We start from the raw sequence: 21,688 nt of genomic DNA on the forward strand, positions 1-21,688 counted from the left end.
GGCTTCGGTGTTGCTGTCATAGGAACAGCAGACCGTTGAGGAGGGGGTGGAAATAATTGCTCGCGGTTAGCAAGCCGCGTGTTAGGAGGAGTTAAGAACGCAGGTCACGACCGTTGGGGAACGGGGGAACGTGACGAGAAGAAGGCGCGGCGAACCGCCACGATCGCGGTTGCAAGCCGTACGCGAAGAGCTAGTGCACACGCAGGACCACGTGGTCAGGTACTTCCTGACGCGTGGTCCGCAGATAGGCGTCGCGGTAGCGTCCGAGTCGGCGCTGCACATCATGATCTCGCGCTGGGAGAACGGCCACGTCGACGTGACGGAACCCGGCTACCAACGGCTGTTCCGCGAGGTCTACGGCCGTTCGAACGAAGAGCTGGGCTTCCCGCCCGAAGTTCTCAACCAGTCCGCCGAGGAGCTGCGCGACCGGCTGGTCGTCGCCCGGAACATCGACACGGCGACGCTCGACCTCTTCCAGCGACAGGTGAACGACCTGCGCAGCTCAGATCACCGCTTCGGCGCGGTCGTGGTGCTGGACAACCTGAACAGCCTGGTCCGCCAGATCGAAGAGGTGCGGGTGTTCAGCGTGAGCACGCAGCATCGCGAGCGCCTTGCCAAGATCCTCACGGATGCGCGCACGCTCGCAGGGTGGACTGCGCTCGACAGGGGTTCGCAACTACAGGCGTGGCAGTACCACGAGGCTGCGAAAGTGTCTGCCAGGGAAGCGAATTCACCAAGCCTGCTGGCACATGCTGCTGCACAGCAGGCGGTGATCCTGCTCGACATTGGCGAACCTGCTTCAGCAGTCGAGCTGCTGGAGTTCGCGCGCCACGTGGCGGAGAACAGGGCCCCTGTCCTGTTGCAGTGCTGGCTTGCTGCGGCGCACGGTGAAGGCCTCGCGGCGGCCGGTCGCGGCGATGAGTCGATGCACGCATACGACGACGCAAGTTCTTTGCTGCCAACGAATCCCGTTGATCCCGAGTTGCCGTTCCTGCTCCTCAACGACAGCCAGTTGGTGCGGTGGCGGGGTAACGCGCTTCTTCGGCTCGGAGATCCGGATGCGATCACTCAGCTCGAAGCCGCAGTCCGTGACCTTGTTCGGCCAGGGCTGTCGGCCGTGCGCGGGTTGACCAACACCTACACCGATCTTGCGTTCGCGTACGCCGCCGCTGGCGACAGCAGGGGAGCGATGGACTACGCCCGGCAGGCGCGTCAGCTCGCCAAGCGGATCGGGTCTGATCGCCAGCGGCAGCGACTCGCGAGCCTGGAGCTACCTGGACCTCGTGGTCCCGGTGTCACGTGAAGCTAGGTAGTAGAGGAGGGGGATGATCGCGCCGGATCCTAGGACTTCGCCGCGCCGGACGAGATCCAGGATGCGGTCAATCGGAATCCACTCGATGCGCGCGGCTTCCTCCGCGTCGGTCGGCTCGCCGACCTTCTCGGCGGATCGCCAAAGGTAGGCGTCTACAGGTGCATCAATGATTCCCGGAAGCGGCTGAAACTGTCCGATATGTTCCGGCTCGCCCACGGGCTTCCAGCCCGTTTCTTCTTCGGCTTCGCGCGCGGCCGTGGCTGCTGGATCTTCGCCTTCCTCAACCAATCCGCCAATGAGTTCATAGCCCCACTGGTCTACCGCAAATCGGTATCGCCATAGGGTCAAGATCTCTTCATTGTCGTTGACTAGAAGTGCAACGGCAACATGGTCGAGCTTTACAACATGGTGCTCGAACCTGCTGCCATCTGGCGGCTCAACATCGACGAGATTCACTCGCACCCAACGGTTGTCGTAGACGGTCCGCTCGCCGTGGACCTTCCATTTTAGTGCCTCCGGATACTCCGTCACGAGCGGTATATTACTCGGGTGAGTCCAACTCCGGTAGATCGACCTGTGCAAGCGAGGGGTCGATGTGGCTCAGTATAGTACGGAGACCTTCCTTATACAGTTTCAATTGGCGTTTCGGGCGCTGAGTTGGAAGGCGCAGTTCGACGAGGATGAAGTCGCGGATCTGCATATTGTGGAGGCTTCCGGATCGCTTCTTATTCAGAATATCCTTCAAGCTCGGCCCTCCCCTCTCTTGTATGCCTTCGATCATCTCCAACTCGGGAAGATCCGCTATCTCAAGCGGCATGATGTCCTCACCTTGAAGTAGCCCCTTCTTGGCGACTTTCTCCCTCAGGAGTGGAAGCGATATTGGATTTACCGGAAACCCTTCCGTCAGTACGAGAAGAGGGTAGTATTGGCGCCTAATGTCTTTATTTGGCTCGATTCCGGTGAGTGCCTCCTCATTCTCTCTGAGGGAATGGATAGTTGCGTCAATCTGTGCAACTTCTTCGATTAGCTTGTTCAGATCCGCGATGACCGCGTCATCGGATATCCCTGATACAGAGTCGCGACGCAGTTGAATGGTTGTTATCTCTGATACTACCCAGGAGTCTCCGTAGTCAACTGCCACATCAGCGATCTTTACCCCCTGCTTAGTTGAGTACGCCTTGCGCAGTTCCTCGTCGTGGTAAGCGCGCTGGTTCGCATCCTTCGAGCTTCCCGTTAGACTGTCGATTATTTCAGCTGTGTATGCCTCGGCGAGTCGCCTTACGGCGTTGTCGATTCGGCTAGCCTGCTTTCGGTCCTCATCATTTCCGGTCTTCATGAGCGCGTTCTTGATGTCGAAAATCGGGCGCCACCCAAAGATTCTCTTCATGAGAAGGTCGGTGTCTATTACGGCCATAGTTCCCTCGTGGTCGCGCAGCACCGGGTAGGCGCGGAACGTGTCGAATGACCAGCTCGTCGCCTTCCCTGATTTCTGTTGTGCCTGTATTGCGTCCCGCATTGATGATATGTCGGCCGTAAAGAAACTAAGCGCTCTTTCTATGCGATCGGAGGCCCAGTTCAGCCCTGTAAGGTAGTCGGGCTTTATTATGCACTGGCCATTTAGAGTGGCAGTGCGTAGCGCGATTCCTGCCACCAACACGTCTCGCAACGGAACGCCTGTGGCGCTAAGGTACGCTTCTTCGAGATCTACGATGTCTCGATCATCGATTCGTTCCTTCGGTAGTTGTAGCCAGGTTCGATTGAATCGCGCGAAGACGTGTGCCTCGTCAACGTCGGCGTTGAATAGTTGATTCGAGATAAGCTCGCGCCCGAGTGCCCCGGGTACTCCCTTTGATGTGAGCTCGTGGCTTAGGTCGTTGCTCTCATCTTCTACCAGATGGTCGGCAATGGCCAGGTAAACAGTAACGATGTTTACAGGGGATGAGTCCTTCGGTGGTACCTCCGGACAGTGCAGCATTGCCTGCTGGGCTGTGACGAGGAGGGCTTGTGCAACAATGAGCCCTCGCTTTGGAGTGGAATTCAGGAGATTCAATACCCGTTGCCGGCCTTCTGCTTTAAACCAGCGGGTTGCATATAGGGCGTCGACGTCGGATTGAGAGTAGTCCGGTGATCGAAGATTCTTCATTATCTCGGCCACGAACGCGATCACTGGAGCTGCGTTGATCTGAGAAAGCGCCTGCTGAATGTACTCCTTCGGTATGTTTATGCCGAATATCTCTTTTGTCGTGAGGTATACCAGCATCTGATCAATGGGTGCGGGTCCAGCGGCAAGATGTTCGGGAACGATAAGGCCGTCGGCTCGTTGTACAAATCTAGGGGCAATGGCCTTTATTGCGGTTCCGCCGACGTAAGCTTGGTTTCCTATGATCGGCGCAATAAAGGAAGACAGGTCTAGTGGTTCGTGCCCTGTGAACGACTTGTAGGTATTCGCGGGACTAGAGTCGTTGCCGGATGTCATCTCCATGCCTCCCTGGCCGATAACATCTGATCGTAGGTCAGCGGTCAGCCATTACACGTTGGCCGCAGGCTGCAACGTGTTTGGTGGGGGTACGCTTGTTCAGGAGCGCATGCGATCTTGACGCGAGCCCGGTTGTCGACGAGGTCGCTGTCCATGGTCGTGTCCATGGAGCACCGCCAGTAGTGCCGACGATGCGACGGTTCGAGGCAGTGTTGTCGTGCCTTTTCGCTGGTAGCCGCAGTATGTGGTGTGACCTTGAACACTCATAATCCGTCAGGTCGTGGGTTCGAGCCCCACCCGCCCCATCCGCTCGTGGGTGGGGTGTGCTGGCCGAAAGCGCCAGCCGCCTCGCTCCTCACCAGCCGCCTTCGAAGGCGGCCAGGAGTGCCGGTTCCGGGTCGGCTGCGGTGGTCGCGTTCGCCGCAACCACAACGATCACGGCCAGCGACAGCATCGCTGAGAGAACACCGAACGACCTCCACACGCGCCTCGTTCGCCGGTCGGACGAGTTCGTTCTCGAAAACCTCTTCCACGACACCGCGGTCATGCCGATGAGGACGATCACCACGATCGCAGCGATCACGGCCATCGCCACGTGATATCGGGCGAAGTCGCTGATCATCACGTCGAGGGCAGGCTGGGTTTGGTCACGGGAGTCAGCCAGTCGTCGCCTGACTTGCTCCAGTGTGTCAGCGAGTTCATGGTCGGGTGCGCCGCCTGTCAGCATCGGAAACAGCGAGGAGTAGGGCGCAACCACACCCTGGACGTTGGCCATCACCGTCGCCAACGAGACCAGCGCGAGCATCGTGACGAGAACGCCGGTCGACGCGAGAGCGACCCGCTTTCCCGCCCCGAGTCCGTGAGCCCTCAGAAATTCCTTCCAGAGATGAACGCCGAGCGTGACGAGCACGCTCAGCAAGAGCGCGGCGATCACGGCCTTGGCCAAGTGGTATCGGATCCAGTAATCGACAACCCTCGCCAGGTCTGGGGATAAATCTCGGCCGCCAGAACGCCAATGCTCGACGAAGGCTTTGCTGAGGGCTTCGACGAAGTGGCGTTGGTCGGCGAAACCGCCGCCTGACCCGATCGCCGCCAGGTAGCGCGGGGCGACGACGAAGGCGGCGACGAGGGCAGTGGCGAGAGCGAGGAGCGCAGCGAGTGCGCGGCTGGAGATACCTGCGGATCGCGACAGGTCTACGGGATTGTGCAAGGAGATCCCCCGGCTTGATCGAGTGTGTGGACGGCGCCGCTCCCACCCGGATCGCACTCACCACCGCCGAGGTCGGGCGCTTGTTCCACGTTATCGGCCAGGCCGCCGGGACAATCCGGAAAGCGCTGCACTGGTCCACTTTCCGCCACCGTCACCACGTCGACGCTGGCCCGCTTGCCCCACCATCGCGCACGTCCAAATGTGCTGGCCCCCTATTGCCACACCGCACTACCGTGCCGATGTGGATCTCTTCTCGCGCTCCTGGACAGCACTGCGCACGGCGGTCGCCGAACTCGACGACTCCGACTTCGCACAGCCGTCCGGCTGCACCGGCTGGCTCGTGCGGGACCTGGTGTGCCACCTGGTCATCGACGCGCAGGACGTCCTGATCACCCTCGTGACCCCAGCCGAAACGGAACCGACCAGGAACGCCGTGACCTACTGGGAAGTCGCCGAAACACCACCAACCGGCGACGACCCGCTCGACGCGCTGATCGTCCGGCTGGCCGCCGCGTACGAGGAGCCGTGGCTGCTCAAGTTCCACCTGGACGACGTCGGCTCCGCCGCGGGCCGCGCCGCTGAACTCGCCGACCCCGACCTCCGGGTCAGCACCCGCGACGTCGTCCTCACCGCGGGCGACTACCTCTCCGCGTACGTCCTGGAGTGGACGCTGCACCACCTCGACCTGATCGCGCACCTCCCGGACGCGCCGCAACCGCCCGCAGACGGCCTCGCCCGGACGCGCCAGATGCTGGAGGAGATCGCCGGCACCGCGTTCCCCGCGTCGTTCTCCGACTCCGACGCACTGCTGGTCGGCACCGGACGGCGTGCCCCGACCGCCGCGGAGGAGGCCGAGCTGGGCGAGCTGGCCGTGAAACTCCCTCTCGTTCTCGGGTGATCACCCTGCTTGAGGCGTTCTGGCCCGCGCTGGTCCCGGCTGGTTGATGATGTTGGTCATGAACATCGACTCAGTGTTCGTGCGCCTGCGCGTGGACGACCTCGACGCGGCAGTGGTCTTCTACGAACGGATCACTGGAGAAACCGCGGCACGCTTCGCGTTCGCTGACGTGAGTCTCGCGCGAATCGGTCCGTTCCTCTTGTTCAGCGGATCCGACGAGGCGGTCCGTCGAGTGGCCGGCGTGGCGGCCACGTTGTCCGTCGCGGACCTAGACGTGGCCGTGAAGGAAGCGATCGAGGCCGGGGCTGAGGTGGTGATGCCCGCAGTGCCGACGCCGAACGGACGTCGTGCGGTGGTGCGTCATCCGCACGGTGGCGTGTTCGAGTACGTCGGCCCCTGAGGGTCAACCGCGGTGCATGTCCCAGTGCTGGCGCATCCAGCCGATCTGCCCGCGGGTCAGGTCCGTCTCCAGTCGTTTGCCGTGCAGCCGCGCGTACTCCTCGAACGTCCTGACCGCCTCGCTCACGTCGATCAGCAGGTCCACGGGGTGAACGGCGATGTGGCCGACGTCGAAGAGGCGGTGGATGTCGCGGCGCATCAGCAAGCCGCCGTCGTCGTGGTGCACACCAGTCGCCGCATAGCTGTAGAGGTGTGCGGCTTCCAGAGCTTCCTTGGGCGCGGTACCGGTGAACGCGCAGGTGTTGTCGTATCGGGCGAGAAGTCGGCCACGAAAGCCTTCCTGGCCGAGCCGAGTGCGGACGTATGACTGGCGATGTCCGTTGGTGTACTCGACAGCGGCCGATATCGGAGCGAGTCGCGGGCTCAACGGTTCCGATTCGACAGCGGCACTGAACCGCTCGTAGTCGAGTTGCCGCATGCTGAGCTGGGACTTCGGGCGGAAGCACAGGTCACGCAGCTGCGCGCCGGTGAGCCGGCCGTTCAGGTCGAGCCACCCCGCTTCGTGGCGGGTTCGATAGGTGTCGACTTCTTCGGTGCGCGTCACGGCTTCGTCGAACAGGTGCTCGCACTTGTAGCACTTGTACCGAGGCAACTTCTTGGCGCGCGGTTTGATGCCCGCTTTGCCGCACCTCGGACATCGGTGCAGTTCCTTGGGCTCCTGACCGCGGTCGATGTGCTCGATCACGGACGCACCGAGCAGGATTTCCTTGTTCCACATGACGATGACGTCGCCCGGCTTGGGCAGCGCGTGGTTGGGAACTGTGTTGTCCCAGCTGTAGTGCGCTTTCGGATCGTCGTCGTACCCGTCGTTGCCACCGTGCTCGCGGTCGTTTCCGGCTGCGAGCATCAACCAAGCGGTGAAGTTCCCCAAGACGTCTCCATGTTTTGTTTCACTCCATGGAGAGATCGCAATTTCACTCGAACGTGTTTCAGGTGGTCGATAGCCGGTCGGCGATGACGTCGGTCCAGTGGCGAAACCGCTGATACGCGTTCCACCGGGAGGAACACGGTGCGACCGTCGCGGAGGCGCAGTTGAGGATGCCCCAGTGCTTCGGGGTCGGCATCGCGGATGTCGCGCCAGTGCTCGAGTCCGCTGAACCGGACCCGTGCGACGCAGACCAGGCGGGTCTTCTGCGGGATGACCTGAACATCGCCGAGTGCGTGGAGCAGCGTCACGTACCTGCGTGCCAGGTCGAGTACCTGCTGGTCGGCGTTGGCGAACAGGTTCTCGAGCGAGAACTGGCCGCAGGAGTGCCACAGGTTGCGGCTGACCAACCTGGCGCTGCACCGGGGGCAGATCCAGAGCTCGGGTAGTTCCCGCTCAGCCGGAGTGTCGTCCATCCCGCCTCCACGGGCCGACGGCGGGCACCGTTCCGTCCGCCCGATGTCAGCGTAGATCTGCGGAGGTGAGTCGGTAGACGCGCGACGCGGCGGTTTCTGTCAGAGGGCGCGACTACTGTGGGGCGCGTGCGAGTGGCGACCTGGAACGTGAACTCGGTCAAGCAGCGCGTGCCGCGGTTCCTGCCGTGGCTGGACCAGCGCCGGCCGGACGTCGTCTGCCTGCAGGAGACCAAGCTCGCCGACGACGCCTTCACCGCGTTGCTCGGCGGCGAGCTCTCCCAGCGCGGGTACGAGGTGGCCCTGTCCGGTGAGGTGCAGTGGAACGGCGTCGCGATCCTGTCCAAGGTGGGCCTCGACGACGTCGTGGTCGGGCTCGAGGACGGGCCCGGCTTCCCGCATCAGGAGGCACGGGCGGTGGCCGCGACGTGCGGCGGCGTTCGAGTGCACTCCGTGTACGTGCCGAACGGGCGGACGCCGGACTCCGACCACTACCAGTACAAGCTGGCGTGGCTCGCCGCGCTCAGGAACGTCGTCCGCAACGGGCCCGAAGCCGCGGTCGTCTGCGGCGACGTGAACATCGCCCCGACGGACGCGGACGTGTTCGACCCGGACGCCTACGTCGGCCAGACCCACGTGACCCCGCCGGAACGCGCGGCGCTCGCCGAGCTGCAGGCGGTCGGGCTGCGGGACGTGGTGCGCGACCGGTGGCCGGACGAGCGCGTCTTCACCTACTGGGACTACCGCGCGGGCATGTTCCACCGCGACCTCGGCATGCGGATCGACCTCGTGCTGGCGTCGAACCCGGTGGCGGAACGGGTCAAGGCGGCCTGGGTGGATCGGCTCGCGCGCAAGGGATCCGGGCCCAGCGACCACGCGCCGGTGATCGTCGACCTCGACGAGGCGCCGGACGGGGACATCGGGCCCGTCGTGCCGCCGCCGAGTGCGCCCGCGACGAAGCGGGGTTCGGCGAAGTTGCCGCAGTCGCGCTGAGATCGTGCCTAACCTGATCGAGTGACCTTCGCGGACGTGACCAGGCAAGCCATCCTGAGTGCGATCAAGGAGTACGACGCCAGCGGCGGGGAGCAGTTCCTCGATCAGCACGGATATCGCAGGGCGCGCAACTACTTCCTGGTGCACAACGGCCGGGAGTACGACTCGAAGGCGATCGTTGGCGTCGCGCACGGTTATCTGCCTGGGCGGTCGCCGCTGCGCGCCGACGAGTTCTCGGGTGGCCTGGCCACCGTTGTGCCCCTGCTGCACGATCGAGGCTTCGAGATTCGCGAGATCGGTGCGAACCAGAATCCGTCGTGGTTGGAAGCGGAACTCGTCCTCGTCTGCGAGCAGCTCGTGCTCAACAACTGGAAGCCGTTTCGCGCTGGGGACAGCAGGCGAGACGACCTGTCCCGCTTGCTGCAGGCACTCCCGCTGCACCCGCTGGAGGACCGCGGCCGGACCTTCCGCAGCCCCGACTCGGTCAAGCGCAAGATGGACAACATCGCGACGAGTCATCCCGACTACGAGGGCACGCGGACACGGGGCGGCAAGCTCGACATGGAAGTCCTTCACGCATTTCTCGAGCGTCCCGAGGAGATGCGGCTGGAAGCGGAGGCGATCCGGCGCGGCGTCGAGTCCGGTGAGTTGGTCGAGCTGCGGCCGATCCCGGACCTGGACGAGATGGACGCCGCCGAGGAAGGCCGCATACTGCTGCGCCGGCACCTCGCGCGAGAGCGGAACCCGAAGCTGCGCAAGCAGAAGATCAGGTCGGTGCTGCGCAGGCACGGCTGCCTCGAATGCGAGGTCTGCGACTTCGACTTCGAGAGGGTGTACGGCGAGCGCGGCGCGAGCTACGCCGAATGTCACCACGTCACGCCGCTGCACGTCTCCGGGACGGTCCGCACGACCCTCGACGACCTCGCGATCCTGTGCGCCAACTGCCACCGGATGATCCACCGCGGCACGACCTGGCTCACCCCGCCCGAGCTGCGTGAACTGGTCGTGCAGCGCAGGAGCTGACGAGAACCAGCAGGGCTGAAGCCGCCTGAAAGAACTAGCGCTATCGGGTGACGTCGTTTGGATCCGACGTATCTGACACACCACTGCGCACATCCTCGAAGCAGGGGAGGAGTGCGCGGTGGCCGGTTTCTACATGCGGGACGGGAAGGCGATCACACCGAGCAGGGGCGGGAGGTCGATCGTGGTGGCGGCGGTGCTCGCCGGGATGGCGGCGACGAGCACCGCTGGTTTTCGGGACGACGGTGACCGGGAGTGGGGACAGCTGGACCTCACCCACCAGGTCGTGAAGACGAGTGCGCCCTGCTACGCCAACTCGTCGGGTGAGGTGCGCGAGTTCCTGCTGCACACGCCGTGCCAGCAGCTCGACCGCAGTCTGCTGACGCTGAGCGACGGCCGGGGCAACGAGTTCGCCGTGTCGGTGGCGTGGGTGCGCATGGCGAGCACGGACAACGCGCACGAGTTGGAGACGCGGGCGGACAAGGGTGCGGTGCTGCCGTTGGACGGGATGAAGTGCAACGGTGGGCCGAAGGACTCGCGGCAGCAAGGGGACGTCGTGGTGATCGCGGAAGCTGCGACGATCACGGGAAAGCCTGACGTGCAGACGCTGAGGAACGCGGTTGCGACGGCTACGGAGTTGCCGCCGCCATAGCAAATCAGCGGAAGGTCACGGTGAAAGCGGCTCCTCCTTCGGGAGCCGGGCCCGCGGTGATCGTGCCGCCCATCCGCGTCACCAGGCCGTGCACCAGAGCCAGGCCGACGCCGGTGCCGACCGGGCGCGACGACTGGTAGCGCGAGTGCAGCACGCCGCGGTCGAACGCCACCGCGTAGTCGTCCGGTGCCAGGCCGGGGCCGCCGTCGCGCACCTGCAGCACGGAGCCCAATGAGAGCACGACCGGGCGGCCGGGCGGTGTGACGCGCAGGGCGTTCTCCAGCAGGCCGTCGATCACCTGGCGCAGGCGGCGGGCGTCGGCGACGACAACCACCGGAGCAGGGGAAACCTCGAGGCTGAATGAGACGCCGCGCGCGTGGCAGCGGGCGTGCCACACCTCGGACGCCGCGCGCACGACCGGCACCAGGTCCACCGACGCCATGTCCAGCTTGAAGTCGTCGGCGCCCAGGCGGGCCAGGTCCAGCAGGTCGGTCACCAGGCGGTCGAGGCGGCGTGCCTCGTCCAGCACGACGCGGCCCACCGGGGCCACCTCGGGGCCGGTCACCACGCCGTCGGCCAGTGACTCGGCGAAGCCGGTCACGGCGGTCAGCGGCGTGCGGAGCTCGTGTGAGACGGACAGCAGGAAGTCGCGTTGGCGGGACTCGCTGCGCTGCAACGCATCCGCCAGTCCGTTCACGGCGCCGGCCACCTCGGCGAGCTCGGCGGGGCCGGTCACCGGGACGCGCAGGTCGCGGCGGCCGTCGCTCATGGCGTGGGCGACGGACGCGACGCGGCGCAGCGGGCGAGACAGCACGGTGCCCAGTGCCAGGCCGGCCAGTGCGGCGACGACGAGGCCGATGCCCAGTGCGAACAGGATGTTGCGCACCAGTTTGCGGCCGTTGCCCGCGTTCTCGGGTTCCTGCACCAGTGCGAAACCGCCCTTGCCCGCGGGGCGCGCCTCGACGAGGAAGCGGCCGCTCGCGTCGGACACCGACGCGCCGGAAGCAACCCGGGAAGCGTTGACGTCACGGGCGGCGCGCACGGCGGCCTGGTCGGCGCCGGAGACCACGCCGGAACCGGACACCTCGACGATCGCGATTCCCTGGCCCTGCAACACTTCCACGAGTCGCCGCCGGTCGGCGCCCAGCTGTTCGGCGACGACGTCCGCCTGGTCCGACAGCATCTCCCTGCTCACGTCGCGCGACGTGGACAGCACGAGCCTGGTCGACACGAATGCCGCGACGAAGACGGCCACGGCCGCGACGGCGAGGCACAGCACGGCTATCCGTGCCGCGAGGCTCACTGCGCGTCCGCCGAGTAGCCGACGCCACGTACTGTCCGAATAGGACTGTCATCCCTGAGTTTCGCGCGCAGCTGGGCGATGTGCACGTCGACCGTGCGCGTGCCGAGAGCCGCGTAGCCCCACACCGACGACAGCAGCTGCTCCCGTGAGAACACCTGGCGCGGATGGCGCATCAGGTGCGCCAGCAGGTCGAACTCCGTCGACGTCAACGAGACCTCCGAACCCGCTGCCCACGAACGGCGCTGGCCGACGTCCAGCCGCACCGCGCCCACCTCCAGGACGGACCCCGCGACCGGCCCGGAGGCGCGGCGCAGCACGGTGCGCACCCGCGCGGCCAGTTCGCGCGGGCTGAACGGCTTCGTGATGTAGTCGTCGGCGCCCAGCTCCAGGCCGAGCAGCCGGTCGACCTCGTCGTCGCGCGCCGTCACGAACAGCACGGGCGTCCAGTCGTCCGCCGCCCGCAGCGTGCGGCACACCTCGATGCCGTTCATGCCGGGCAGCCCGACGTCGAGGACGATCGCGACGGGCTTCAGCCTGCGGACCGCGGCCAGCGCCGCGGCCCCGTCGGACTCCAGGTGCACCCCGAACCCGTCCCGCTTCAGGTACAGCGAGACGAGCTCGGAGATCGCAGGCTCGTCCTCGACGACGAGCACCAGGCCACGTTCCACGAACGGAGATGCTGTCACGGCTGGTCGAGGTCCGCCTCGACGCTGTTCAGCGTGGTCTCGATGTCGTCGATGCCGCCCCCGGACGACGGCGACTCACCTCGGCAGCCCACGCACGCCAGCGCCACCGCCAGCACGACGGCGACGACGCGCATCACTTGCCGCCCAGGTAGCCGCAGTGCTCGGTCTTGAACTTGGCGAGCCGCTCCTTCGCCTTGTTCAGCTTGTCCAGGTGACCCTCACGCCACCCGGCCCGCGTGTCCAGGCGCTGCGCCTGTTCGGTGCGACCCGCGGTGCGCGCCTCCTCGGCGCGCTTCCTCAGGTTCTGCGTGGACCCGATGACCTCCGGACCGCCGTTGATCCGGTCGGTCAGCCGGGACACCCGTTCCTCCGCCCGCGGAATGCGCTGTTCACAGATCTTCTTGACCTGCTCCGAGCTCAGCGTGACGGGAGCGGGAGTGCTCTCGTCCGCGCTCGCCGTCCCGGCACCCAGCACTGCGAACCCGGCGACCAGTGCGCCAATCACCATGCGCTTCATCGTCAACCCCTTCCGAGTAGGTGACGACTACTGTGGACGGCGCTGATCAGGGCACTGTGGGGCGAATGTACGGGTTCTGCAAAGACCCGCGGACCTATTCCTCGAACGGCTGCGGGTGGCGGCGGGCCAGCAGCTCCACGCCGCGCGACGCCGCGAGGTGCTCGACGGTCCGCATCCGGTCCCACGTCCGCTCGGACCGCAGTCCCTCCGCCGCGGTGACGGCCTGCGTCCCGATCGCGAGACCCTGGTCCACGTCACCGTCGACGAAGTGGCACGTCGCCAGCGAGATCAGGCAGAACGTCCAGCTGCGGGCCATCGTGGGCCCGAAGTTCTCGATCGCGCGGGTCAGCGCGGGGATGGCGTTGCGGGTGTCGCCGAGCTCCGCGTGCACGGTGCCGATCATGGCGGTCAGGTCGGTCTCGTCGTGGAACCGGGCCCAGTCCGGCGGGTGCGTGCGGTCGGCGCGGGCGAACTCGTCCTGCGCCTTGCCCAGCGCGCGGACGGCCTCCGCGGCGCGGCTCTGCCGGGCGTACGCCCACGCCTCGTTGGCGTACATGATGCTCGACGCCAGAGGGGAAAGCGCGCCCCGCTGGAAATAGGCGAGAGCGTCACCGGGGGCGCCGTGGTGCAGGTGCACGCGCCCGCGCCGGTAAACGATGTTCGTCGTCAATTCCTCGTCGTGCCGCGCGTATTCCAGTGCGCGGTCGAAATGGTGGTACGCGGCACCGACCTGGCCGCTGTCGAACGACGTCCAGCCCGCCAGGTTGTGCAAGTCCGCGACCGCTGACAGCAACCGGTGGCGCACCGGCTCCGCGGCCTCGGCGGAGAGCAGCTGCTGTGCCCAGTAGATCCGCACGACCACCGCGTCTCGGCACACGCCGCCGCCGAACTGGTAGTCAACGGATCGCAGTGCCCGTGTCTGCGCCTCCAGTTGTTCGACGTCTGACATACCGATGCGTGCGGAGTGCGGGGGAGGGAAGTACGCAGGATCAGCCATGTGGAATACCTCTGCGCCGAGCCGTCGATTGGAGCGTAAGCCCCCGCACCGATGCGTGGGAAGCACGTTCTCCGCCACCTGGAATTCAGGTGGCACGCGGTTAAACAGGTATTAATGCGGGTATCCCCGACGTCACCCCGTAAGAGAGTGTTCGGACATGTCCCGACGAAGGCATCTCCGGTTGGTCACCTCGGATGAGGTCGTCGATTCCACCGTGGTCGCCGTGCTGGCCGCGGAGGATCTGGCCGAGGAGCTCGGACTCGATCCCCACGCTCGCGTCACCTGTTCGCTGCACCGCTGCTGGTTGCACCAGTGCGTGTCCGCACCCGACCACGTCATCGCCGTCACCGGTCACCGGTGGTGCCGGTCGTGCGCGCGGTCGCTCGAGGTCGTGGTCGGCGACGTCTCGATCGAGCTGTACTGCCCCAGTTGCGGGAGCGCCGCCGACACGGTGGCGAACCGCCAGCTGGTGCGGGCCTGCCGCACCAGCATCGCCGCTATGAACGGCGTGGCCGCCTTGCCGTTGTGCGCACCTTGACCGTCAGGCTTGGTGGGTGAAGACGGCGGCCTCCGGGAAATAGCTCGGGGGCCGCTGGCTGTCCACCGGCACGTCGAGCACGGTCCAGATGACGTGCCTGCCGCCGCCCGCCGGCGTCTCGCCCATGGTGAAGTTGCACACCGCGATGGACGCGACGTTGCGGCGCATCGTGTTCCACTGCCGCAGGTCGAGTCGCGAGTACGTGCGCACCGCGACGGACATCTTGTCGCCGCGCATCCGCAGCAGCAGCGACACCGGCTGCTTGTCCTCGATGTGGCTCACCAGCTCCACCGCCACCTGCGGCGCGACGTCCAGCAGCGACTGCACGCCCCAGCGTTCGCACGCTCGCTCGGTGATGCGCTCCGCGACGTGCGGCTGGCAGCGGCACGTGGGCAGCGCGGCGTCGACGCGGTCCTCCTGGCGCAGCCGCACGACCGCGGCGAGCGCGGCCTGGGTGCTGGAGTAGCACGGGATGTGCCGCGGGAGGCCGCGTGCCTCCAGGGTGGACCGCAGCTGGTGGTCCGACACGACGAGCATCAGCGGGATGCCGGGCCAGCGTGCGGCGGACAGCCACACGACGTCGAAAACCACGAGCAGGGCGGGGGATTCGGCGATCAGGTCGTCGAGCTCGACCACCACGCCCACGAGCTCCCTCGTGGCGCAGTCCAGCAGCACGTCCTGCACCCGCAGGTAGGTCGACCAGTCGAGCCGCCCGTTGAGGCGGACGACCAGCACCCCGTTCTGCTCTCTGATGTCGATGCTCAGCCTGTCGTCGTTCCCCATGATCCCTCCAGCCCACTGCACTCCAGGGCAGGCTCCTGTTTCAGCGCACGAGACGACTAGGGGGTAACTACCCGTGTTTCGGGTTAGTCGGTACGGGGGACCGCGTTGCCCCAGCTCGCCGGACGCCCATAGGGTTCGGCTGTGGGTGCTGCGGTGATGCCTGGGCGCAAGGGCAATTTGCCTGCTGACGCAACTAGTTTCGTCGGCCGCAAGCACGACCTGTCCGAGGTCAAGCGGTTGCTGTCCGAATCGCGCTTGGTCACTCTGACAGGTGTCGGCGGTGTCGGGAAGACCCGCCTGGCCGTGCGCGCGGCCGCCGAACTGAGGCGAGCCTTTCCTGACGGCGTCTGGCTGATCGAGGTCGCGGACGTCACCGATCCCGACCTCATCGTGCACACCGTGCTGGAGTCGCTGGGCGTCCACGATGACACGGGTCGCAACCACCGGACCGTCCTCGTCGAACACCTGCGTGACCGTCAGCTCCTCATGGTGCTGGACAACTGCGAGCACCTCGTCGAGGCGTGCGCGGAGATCGTGGACTCGCTCCTGCGCTCGGTGCCGGGACTTCGCGTGCTCGCCACGAGCAGGGAACGACTGGGCATCGCGGCCGAGCACCTCTGGCAGGTCGCGCCGTTGCCGCTGCCGGACCCGCACCTCCCGCTGCCCAACGGCGCGGCCTCGATCTACCCGGCGCTGACGCTCTTCGCCGACCGCGCGGGCGCCGTCGAGCCGGACTTCGCGGTGACGCCGCACAACCAGGACAAGGTCGCACAGGTGTGCCACCTGCTCGGTGGCATCCCGCTCGCGATCGAGCTCGCGGCGGTCCGGTTGCGCGTGCTGACGCTCGACCTGCTCGTGTCCAGATTGGACGACACCTACCGCGTGCTCGCGGCGGGCAAGCGCGGCGGCATCGCGCGGCACCAGACGTTGCAGGCGGCGGTGGACTGGAGCTATCGCCTGTGCACCATGCAGGAACAGACGCTCTGGGCGCGCACGTCGGTGTTCTCCGGCACGTTCGACCTCGGTGCCGCGCAGGACGTGTGCAGCGGCGGCGACGTGCGGCCCGACGACGTGCTGGAGCTGCTCGTCGGACTGGTCGACAAGTCGGTGGTGGTGCGCGAGCAGAACGACGATCAGACCCGGTTCCGGTTGCTGGAGCCGCTGCGCCAGTACGGCAGGGAGAAGCTGCGCGCGGCGGGCTGGGAGCACGATGTGCGTGTGCGCCACCGTGACCACTACGTCGAGGTCGCCGAGCGCAGCGAGCGGGACTGGTTCGGCCCGGCGCAGGCGGAGATCTTCGCGCACACCCGGCTCGAGCACCCGAATCTGCGGTCCGCGCTGGACTTCTGCTTCTCCGCCGACGACCCGCTCGTCGGCGCGCACCTCGCGGGCACGCTGTCGTACTACTGGGCGGGCTGCGGAGTGCTCGGCGAAGGCCGCCACTGGCTCGACCGGGCGCTCGCGCTCGCGGTCGAACCTGGCCCGCAGCGCGCGAAGGTGTTGTGGGTCAACGGGTACGTGGCGACACTGCAGGGCGACCTCGTCGCCGCCGTCCGGATGCTCGACGAGTGCCGCCAGTACGCACTCGCGGTGGGCGACGAAGCGGCGCTCGCCTACTCGACGCACCGGATGGCGTGCACCCACCTGATCGGCGACGACCTCGACGTCGCGGTCGAGCTGTTCAAGGAGTCCCGCGTCCGGTACTGGTGTCTCGGGATCGTCAACAGCCACACCATGCTCGCCGCCGTCGAACTCGGCATCGCCGCGATGTTCCTGAGCGACTTCCCGTGGGCCGAGGCGTTGTGCGAGGAGGCCCGCGCGATCGGTGAGGAGCACGGCGAGCACTGGGCCTACGCCTACGCCATCTACGTGCTCTCGTTCTGCGCGTGGGCGCGCGGCGAGGTCGAGAAGGCCGACGCGCTCGGCCGCGAGTGCCTGCGCCTCAAGCGGACGTTCAACGACCTGCTCGGCCTCGTGCTCGGCATGGAGCTGCTCGCGTGGATCGCCGCCTCGCAGGGCGACGCCACCCGCGCGGCCACGCTGCTCGGTGCCACGAACGAGATCTGGCAGTCGGTCGGTTATCCCATGTTCGGCTCGCGCTACTTCGGCGCACCGCACGGCGAGTGCGAGACCGCCGCGTTCAACGCGCTCGGCGAGCTCGCTTTCCGCGCGGCTTTCCGCGCGGGCATGGACCTCGGGCTCGAAGACGCCATCTCGTACGCGATCGGGGACGAGCGGGCGGCACCGGAGCTCGCACCGGTCAGGGACGGGACTCCGTTGACGCGGCGGGAGCAGCAGGTCGCCGACCTCATCGCCGACGGCATGTCCAACAAGGAGATCGCGGCTCAGCTGGTGATCGCTCGGCGGACCGCTGAGGGGCACGTGGAGCGGATTCTGCAGAAGCTCGGGTTCACTTCGCGGACGCAGATCGCCACGTGGGTGACTGAGCGGCGGAACTAGCGGGCTGAGGTCGAGCGGTGAGGCTTGCGGGCTGAGGCTGAGCGGTGACGCTTGTGGGCCGAGGCTGAGCGGTGAAGCTTGCGCGCCGAGATCGAGCGTTGAAACTTGCACGCCGTAGCCGAACGGCGGAACTTGCACGTCGGGTTCAGGGCTGACTTGCCTTCACGGTCAGGGATTGTCGGTGTGCACTGGGAGAATCAAATCAGGGGTTCCCTTGGCGGGGACGCCTGCGTGAGCACTGCCTGGCCTCTGGCACGGCCTCGGCCCTGCGCGCGGCCTCGCCCCCTGCGCGCGGCTGGCCCTGACACGGCTGGCCCTGACACGGCTGGCCCTGACACGGCTGGCCCTGACACGGCTGGCCCTGACACGGCTGGCCCTGACACGGCTGACCTCTGAGCACGGCCTGGCCACTGGCTCCTGGCACCGACTGGCCCTGGCATGGCTGGTCCGTGGCACGGCCTCGCCCCCTGCGCGCGGCCTCGCCCTGCACGCAGCCAGCTAGTCCACGCAGGGAATGCCGGGCGGAGGCTGCGGCTGCACAGCGGCCGGCGCGGTCAGATCGGACACCGCCGCCTGCACCCGCCGCTCATCCACCCGGTTCACGCTCTGCCCGTCCACCACGGCCCCGCCCTCGACGGGCAACGTGTGGAACCGCACCTCGGAGGGCAGGTGCTCGGCCAGCCCGACGAGATCGAGCCCGTCGGACAGCACGACGTCCTCCTTGGCCACGTCGATCAACGCCCGCACAGCCACCACGTCAGCGCTCTTGAGACGAGAAACCAGGTAAGCCAGGAACGCCTGCGCCCGCCGCGTCCGGTCGAGATCGCCGTTGGCGAGCCCGTGCCGCTGCCGCACGAACGACAGGGCCTGCGGCGCGTTCAACTGCTGCGGCCCGGCCTGGAAGTCGGCCCCGGACATGTCGTCACGGGTGGCCCGGTTCAGGCACACGTCGACCCCGCCGAGCTTGGTGGCGATGTGGAAGAACCCGACGAGGCTGATCTCGACCAGGTGGTCGATCGGCACGTTCAGGAACGCCGACACGGTCAGCACCTGCGCCCGCCGCCCGGCCTCGCGCCCGGCCCGCTCGAGCACCCGCGCGTCGTCCTCACCGGACGAACGCAGCCTGCGCTCCTCGAGCTCCTTGGCCCGCCCGTAGGCCTCCTTGATCTTGCCGGTCTGCGGCCCCGACGGGACACCGGACAGCGTGACGAGGTTGTCGCGCGGCACGGACATCGCGACCGCCGCCGACCCGTCGCGCGGGATGTGCAGCAGGATCAACGTGTTCGCGTTGTAGCCGCCGCGGTCGCTCTCGCCGGCGCGCATGCGTTGCAGCAGGTCGTCAGGCAGCGGCTGGCCCTGCAGGTCGAGCCGCGTGGTCAGGCCCATGATCAGGATGTTGACCGCGTTCTGGGACTTCGGCGCATCCGGCGCAATGGCGTACGACCGTTCGACGCCCGCCTCGAGCTCCGACACGGTCGACCACGCGACGCCGGACACCGCCAGCAGCGCGGCACACATGACGATCCACAAAGCACGGACGAGCACCAGCCCGTGACGACGCGCACGTCGGCGCATTGCTCCCCCACCCCCTGGCATATTCTAGATGGCCGTGGGGGTGCAAATACCCAGCCTGGTCGCGCTCGCCGTGATGGCGGTCTTCGCGCAGGTGGGCATCTGGGTGGACGGGGACGACCTCGGCTGGCCGTTCGGCGTGTGGCTCGTCGCCGGTGCGCTCTTCGCGGCCGCGACGGTGCGGAAGGTCGGTCTCTGGGTGGTGGCACCGGCGCCACCGGTCGTGTTCGTCGTGCTCATGGTCGGCAACACGGCGTGGCGGCAGCAGAACCTGTGGGGCAGCAACAAGGAGTTCGCCGCGAACACGGTCCCGTGGCTGGTGCACGGGTTCCCGTGGCTCGCGGCCGCGGTCGGTGTCGGCGTGCTCGTCGCGCTCTTCCGCGCGACGAGGCGACTGGGGGACAGCAGTGCAGGTGTTCGTTGACGGAACCGGCTGGAGACGGGTCGGCGCTCGCTTGCTGAGCGCCTCGCTGGCCGGTGGCATGGTGGCGTTCGCGGTGCTGGTCGCGAGCACGCTGCTGGGGGAGTTTTGAGACGACGCCCACCGTGGCTGCACTGGGTGTCGATCTCGCTCGGCCTGGTGATGTTGTTCGGTGTGCTGTCGTTCCACGCGCACGCGACGGCGTTGCCCGAACCCGTCGACCCGCCACCGGCCACGCACGTCGCGTTCAGCGGCGTGCTGACGCTGGCCTACCACGGCGGGCCGAATCCGAAGTGGACACCGCGACTGCTCGAACTGCTGAAGCAGCGCGACGTCAAGGCCACGTTCTTCCTCGTCGGCACGAACGTCACCCGGCACCCCGAGCTCGTCCGGCGCATCCTCGCCGACGGCCACGCCGTTGGTATCGACGGCTTCCGGCAGGAGGGCGACTGGCGCGACCCGCTCGACCTGGCCTACGCGCAGGCCGCGCTCGCCGAGGCCGCGGGTGTCCGCACGCGACTCGTCGGCGCGCCGAAGGAGATCGACAGCGGCGACCGCAGGCTCCAGGACCTGGGCGCGATCGTCGGCGGGATCCGCGGGCACGAGGCCGGGATGGTCCGGCTGCACGACGACGGCAGCATCGCGATCGACATCACCCGCGAGCTGCTCGACGTGGTCGCTGTCGGCGCGCCGCAGCCGGCCACGCTGCCCGCGGACGCGCCGCAGCGGATCACCGGCGCCGTCACCGCGTGGTCGCAGCGCAACGGCGACCTGGTGCTCGTCGTGCTGGGCACCGCGATCGGCATCGCCGCGCTGCTCGGGTTGCTGCGGACGCTGATGCAGCTCGGTCTCGCGCACACCGACCGTAGGCTGCGCAGGGAGGCCGCGGACGAGACGACGATCACGCCCGCCGTCTCGGTGATCGTCCCGGCCTTCAACGAGGCGGTGAACATCGTCGCCACCGTGCGGTCGATCGCGGCCAACGAACACCTCGCGGATGTCGAGGTGGTGGTCGTCGACGACGGCTCGACCGACGGCACCGCCGACCTCGTCGAGCAGCTCGGCCTGCCTGGTGTGCACGTCGTCCGGCAGGCCAACCGGGGCAAGCCGGGCGCGCTCAACGCGGGCATCGAGCGGGCACGCCACGACGTGCTCGTCCTGCTCGACGGCGACACGATCTTCGAGCCGGACACGATCGCGCAGCTCGTGCAGCCGCTGAAGGACCCCGGTGTCGGCGCGGTGTCCGGCAACGCGAAGGTCGGCAACCGGCAGGGCCTGCTCGGCCGCTGGCAGCACCTCGAGTACTGCGCCGGGTCCAATTTGGACAGACAGATCCTGCACGCGCTGCGGTGCATCCCGACCGTGCCGGGTGCGGTGGGCGCGTTCCGGCGTGAGGCGCTGCGCGACGTCGGCGGCGTCAGCTCGGACACGCTCGCCGAGGACACCGACCTGACGATCTCCGTCACGCGCGCGGGCTGGCGGGTGGCCTACCAGCCGTCCGCGCGGGCGTGGACCGAGGCGCCGGTGACCGTGCGCGGCCTCTACCGGCAGCGCTACCGCTGGTCGTACGGCACCTTCCAGGCGATGTGGAAGCACCGCGGCGCGCTGCTGGAACGCGGTCAGGCCGGCCGGATGGGCCGGTTCGGGCTGATCTACCTGCTCGCGTTCCACCTCCTGCTGCCGCTGCTGGCGCCGGTCATGGACCTGTACGTGGTCTACGGCGCGTTCGTCGCGGACGCGCCAGCCGCGGTGATCGTCTGGGCGGTGTTCCTGTTGCTGCAGACGGCGAGTGCGGGCTACGCGCTGCGTCTCGACGGGGAACCGCTGCGGCCGCTGTGGGCGTATCCGTTGCAGCAGGTGGTCTATCGGCAGCTGATGTACCTCGTGGTGATCCAGTCCCTCGTCACGGCGCTGCATGGGACGCAGTTGCGGTGGCAGTCCGTCCAGCGAACGGGCATATCGGCCAAGTTGCTCGCCTGAACTCTCGTCAGTGCGTAGCGGGTGCGCTACTTTCGGTCATCGGGAACAGAACATTTTTGTTCTATTGGAGGAT

General features: G+C 67.1%; 22 protein-coding genes. 10 read left to right on the forward strand and 12 right to left on the reverse strand.

The genetic code is table 11. From position 1 onward, the window contains the following. The first annotated feature begins 211 nt into the window (after positions 1-211). Positions 212-1,303: a tetratricopeptide repeat protein gene (locus tag FKR81_RS38300; RefSeq protein WP_235922155.1), complete on the forward strand. Its 1,092-nt coding sequence runs from the start codon at positions 212-214 to the stop codon at positions 1,301-1,303. Here the strand turns inward: FKR81_RS38300 and FKR81_RS38305 are convergent. The 3 genes from FKR81_RS38305 to FKR81_RS38315 all read right to left on the reverse strand — a co-directional run bounded on the left by FKR81_RS38305 (position 1,271) and on the right by FKR81_RS38315 (position 4,998). Then, positions 1,271-1,843: an NUDIX domain-containing protein gene (locus FKR81_RS38305; RefSeq protein WP_146359421.1), complete on the reverse strand. Its 573-nt coding sequence runs from the start codon at positions 1,841-1,843 to the stop codon at positions 1,271-1,273. The genes FKR81_RS38300 and FKR81_RS38305 overlap by 33 nt on opposite strands. 10 nt (positions 1,844-1,853) lie before the next feature. Next, positions 1,854-3,794: a hypothetical protein gene (locus tag FKR81_RS38310; protein ID WP_146359424.1), complete on the reverse strand. Its 1,941-nt coding sequence runs from the start codon at positions 3,792-3,794 to the stop codon at positions 1,854-1,856. Between the two features lie 349 nt (positions 3,795-4,143). Next, entirely contained in the window at positions 4,144-4,998 is an 855-nt protein-coding gene (locus tag FKR81_RS38315) for a hypothetical protein (protein WP_222598540.1), read from the reverse strand. Positions 4,999-5,239: 241 nt separating this feature from the next. On the opposite strand from FKR81_RS38315, the gene FKR81_RS38320 reads away from it, so the two are divergent. After that, complete coding sequence (locus FKR81_RS38320) at positions 5,240-5,896, forward strand: maleylpyruvate isomerase N-terminal domain-containing protein (protein ID WP_146359427.1); 657 nt, start codon at positions 5,240-5,242, stop codon at positions 5,894-5,896. Positions 5,897-5,954: 58 nt separating this feature from the next. Further along, entirely contained in the window at positions 5,955-6,296 is a 342-nt protein-coding gene (locus FKR81_RS38325) for a VOC family protein (protein ID WP_146359430.1), read from the forward strand. A gap of 3 nt (positions 6,297-6,299) precedes the next feature. Here the strand turns inward: FKR81_RS38325 and FKR81_RS38330 are convergent, their stop codons facing one another. After that, positions 6,300-7,202, reverse strand: coding sequence for an HNH endonuclease signature motif containing protein (locus FKR81_RS38330; protein ID WP_146359433.1), 903 nt, complete (start codon positions 7,200-7,202; stop codon positions 6,300-6,302). Next, positions 7,202-7,696, reverse strand: a complete 495-nt coding sequence (locus FKR81_RS38335; protein WP_146359436.1) for a hypothetical protein — start codon at positions 7,694-7,696, stop codon at positions 7,202-7,204. The genes FKR81_RS38330 and FKR81_RS38335 overlap by 1 nt, the downstream gene beginning before the upstream one ends. 117 nt (positions 7,697-7,813) lie before the next feature. Here FKR81_RS38335 and FKR81_RS38340 point away from each other — a divergent pair, with 117 nt between their 5' ends. From FKR81_RS38340 to FKR81_RS38350, 3 genes are all read left to right on the forward strand, one after another. Continuing rightward, positions 7,814-8,686, forward strand: a complete 873-nt coding sequence (locus FKR81_RS38340; protein WP_146359439.1) for an exodeoxyribonuclease III — start codon at positions 7,814-7,816, stop codon at positions 8,684-8,686. A 36-nt stretch (positions 8,687-8,722) separates the two neighbouring features. Then, the gene (locus tag FKR81_RS38345) at positions 8,723-9,709 is read left to right on the forward strand and encodes an HNH endonuclease (protein ID WP_235922156.1); all 987 of its coding nucleotides are present in this window, start codon (positions 8,723-8,725) and stop codon (positions 9,707-9,709) included. 118 nt (positions 9,710-9,827) lie between these two features. Next, entirely contained in the window at positions 9,828-10,358 is a 531-nt protein-coding gene (locus FKR81_RS38350) for a hypothetical protein (RefSeq protein WP_146359445.1), read from the forward strand. Between the two features lie 4 nt (positions 10,359-10,362). On the opposite strand, the gene FKR81_RS38355 is transcribed toward FKR81_RS38350, so the two are convergent. The 5 genes from FKR81_RS38355 to FKR81_RS38370 form a co-directional block, all read right to left on the reverse strand. Continuing rightward, a complete protein-coding gene (locus FKR81_RS38355) occupies positions 10,363-11,661 on the reverse strand; it encodes a HAMP domain-containing sensor histidine kinase (protein ID WP_146359448.1) in 1,299 nt (432 codons plus the stop codon). Next, on the reverse strand, positions 11,658-12,329 hold the full coding sequence (locus tag FKR81_RS38360) for a response regulator (protein ID WP_146359451.1): 672 nt from the start codon (positions 12,327-12,329) through the stop codon (positions 11,658-11,660). Before FKR81_RS38360 ends, FKR81_RS38355 begins: the two co-directional genes overlap by 4 nt. Before the next feature lie 14 nt (positions 12,330-12,343). After that, positions 12,344-12,481: a hypothetical protein gene (locus FKR81_RS44075; RefSeq protein WP_186763418.1), complete on the reverse strand. Its 138-nt coding sequence runs from the start codon at positions 12,479-12,481 to the stop codon at positions 12,344-12,346. Further along, a complete protein-coding gene (locus FKR81_RS38365) occupies positions 12,481-12,864 on the reverse strand; it encodes a hypothetical protein (protein ID WP_146359454.1) in 384 nt (127 codons plus the stop codon). Before FKR81_RS38365 ends, FKR81_RS44075 begins: the two co-directional genes overlap by 1 nt. Positions 12,865-12,958: 94 nt before the next feature. Further along, entirely contained in the window at positions 12,959-13,861 is a 903-nt protein-coding gene (locus tag FKR81_RS38370) for a tetratricopeptide repeat protein (RefSeq protein WP_146359457.1), read from the reverse strand. 157 nt (positions 13,862-14,018) lie between these two features. Here FKR81_RS38370 and FKR81_RS38375 point away from each other — a divergent pair, with 157 nt between their 5' ends. Beyond that, positions 14,019-14,399, forward strand: a complete 381-nt coding sequence (locus tag FKR81_RS38375; RefSeq protein WP_146359460.1) for a hypothetical protein — start codon at positions 14,019-14,021, stop codon at positions 14,397-14,399. A gap of 3 nt (positions 14,400-14,402) precedes the next feature. On the opposite strand, the gene FKR81_RS38380 is transcribed toward FKR81_RS38375, so the two are convergent. Beyond that, positions 14,403-15,182, reverse strand: a complete 780-nt coding sequence (locus FKR81_RS38380; RefSeq protein WP_146359463.1) for an STAS domain-containing protein — start codon at positions 15,180-15,182, stop codon at positions 14,403-14,405. 141 nt (positions 15,183-15,323) lie between these two features. Between FKR81_RS38380 and FKR81_RS38385 the strand changes: the two genes are divergently transcribed. Beyond that, the gene (locus FKR81_RS38385) at positions 15,324-17,642 is read left to right on the forward strand and encodes an ATP-binding protein (RefSeq protein WP_146359466.1); all 2,319 of its coding nucleotides are present in this window, start codon (positions 15,324-15,326) and stop codon (positions 17,640-17,642) included. 498 nt (positions 17,643-18,140) lie between these two features. Here the strand turns inward: FKR81_RS38385 and FKR81_RS38395 are convergent, their stop codons facing one another. Beyond that, positions 18,141-19,217 (reverse strand): LCP family protein, encoded by a 1,077-nt coding sequence (locus FKR81_RS38395; protein WP_186763419.1) that lies wholly within the window; start codon positions 19,215-19,217, stop codon positions 18,141-18,143. A gap of 34 nt (positions 19,218-19,251) precedes the next feature. Here FKR81_RS38395 and FKR81_RS38400 point away from each other — a divergent pair, with 34 nt between their 5' ends. Both FKR81_RS38400 and FKR81_RS38405 read left to right on the forward strand, forming a co-directional pair. Further along, positions 19,252-19,638 carry a DUF6542 domain-containing protein gene (locus tag FKR81_RS38400; RefSeq protein WP_146359475.1) on the forward strand — a complete coding sequence of 129 codons (387 nt, stop codon included), beginning with the start codon at positions 19,252-19,254 and terminating at the stop codon, positions 19,636-19,638. A 105-nt stretch (positions 19,639-19,743) separates the two neighbouring features. After that, positions 19,744-21,615, forward strand: a complete 1,872-nt coding sequence (locus tag FKR81_RS38405; RefSeq protein WP_235922157.1) for a glycosyltransferase — start codon at positions 19,744-19,746, stop codon at positions 21,613-21,615. Positions 21,616-21,688: the final 73 nt, after the last annotated feature.

Origin of the sequence: Lentzea tibetensis (genome assembly GCF_007845675.1) — a bacterium.
Lineage (GTDB): Bacteria > Actinomycetota > Actinomycetes > Mycobacteriales > Pseudonocardiaceae > Lentzea > Lentzea tibetensis.

Bases quoted from the DNA above. Each gene is read 5' to 3' on its own strand.
- FKR81_RS38395 (WP_186763419.1), bottom strand. From the start codon at position 19,217: ATGCGCCGACGTGCGCGTCGTCACGGGCTGGTGCTCGTCCGTGCTTTG.
- FKR81_RS38370 (WP_146359457.1), bottom strand. From the start codon at position 13,861: ATGGCTGATCCTGCGTACTTCCCTCCCCCGCACTCCGCACGCATCGGT.
- FKR81_RS38310 (WP_146359424.1), bottom strand. From the start codon at position 3,794: ATGGAGATGACATCCGGCAACGACTCTAGTCCCGCGAATACCTACAAG.
- FKR81_RS38330 (WP_146359433.1), bottom strand. From the start codon at position 7,202: ATGCTCGCAGCCGGAAACGACCGCGAGCACGGTGGCAACGACGGGTAC.
- FKR81_RS38335 (WP_146359436.1), bottom strand. From the start codon at position 7,696: ATGGACGACACTCCGGCTGAGCGGGAACTACCCGAGCTCTGGATCTGC.
- FKR81_RS38380 (WP_146359463.1), bottom strand. From the start codon at position 15,182: ATGGGGAACGACGACAGGCTGAGCATCGACATCAGAGAGCAGAACGGG.
- FKR81_RS44075 (WP_186763418.1), bottom strand. From the start codon at position 12,481: ATGCGCGTCGTCGCCGTCGTGCTGGCGGTGGCGCTGGCGTGCGTGGGC.
- FKR81_RS38375 (WP_146359460.1), top strand. From the start codon at position 14,019: ATGTCCCGACGAAGGCATCTCCGGTTGGTCACCTCGGATGAGGTCGTC.
- FKR81_RS38365 (WP_146359454.1), bottom strand. From the start codon at position 12,864: ATGAAGCGCATGGTGATTGGCGCACTGGTCGCCGGGTTCGCAGTGCTG.
- FKR81_RS38325 (WP_146359430.1), top strand. From the start codon at position 5,955: ATGAACATCGACTCAGTGTTCGTGCGCCTGCGCGTGGACGACCTCGAC.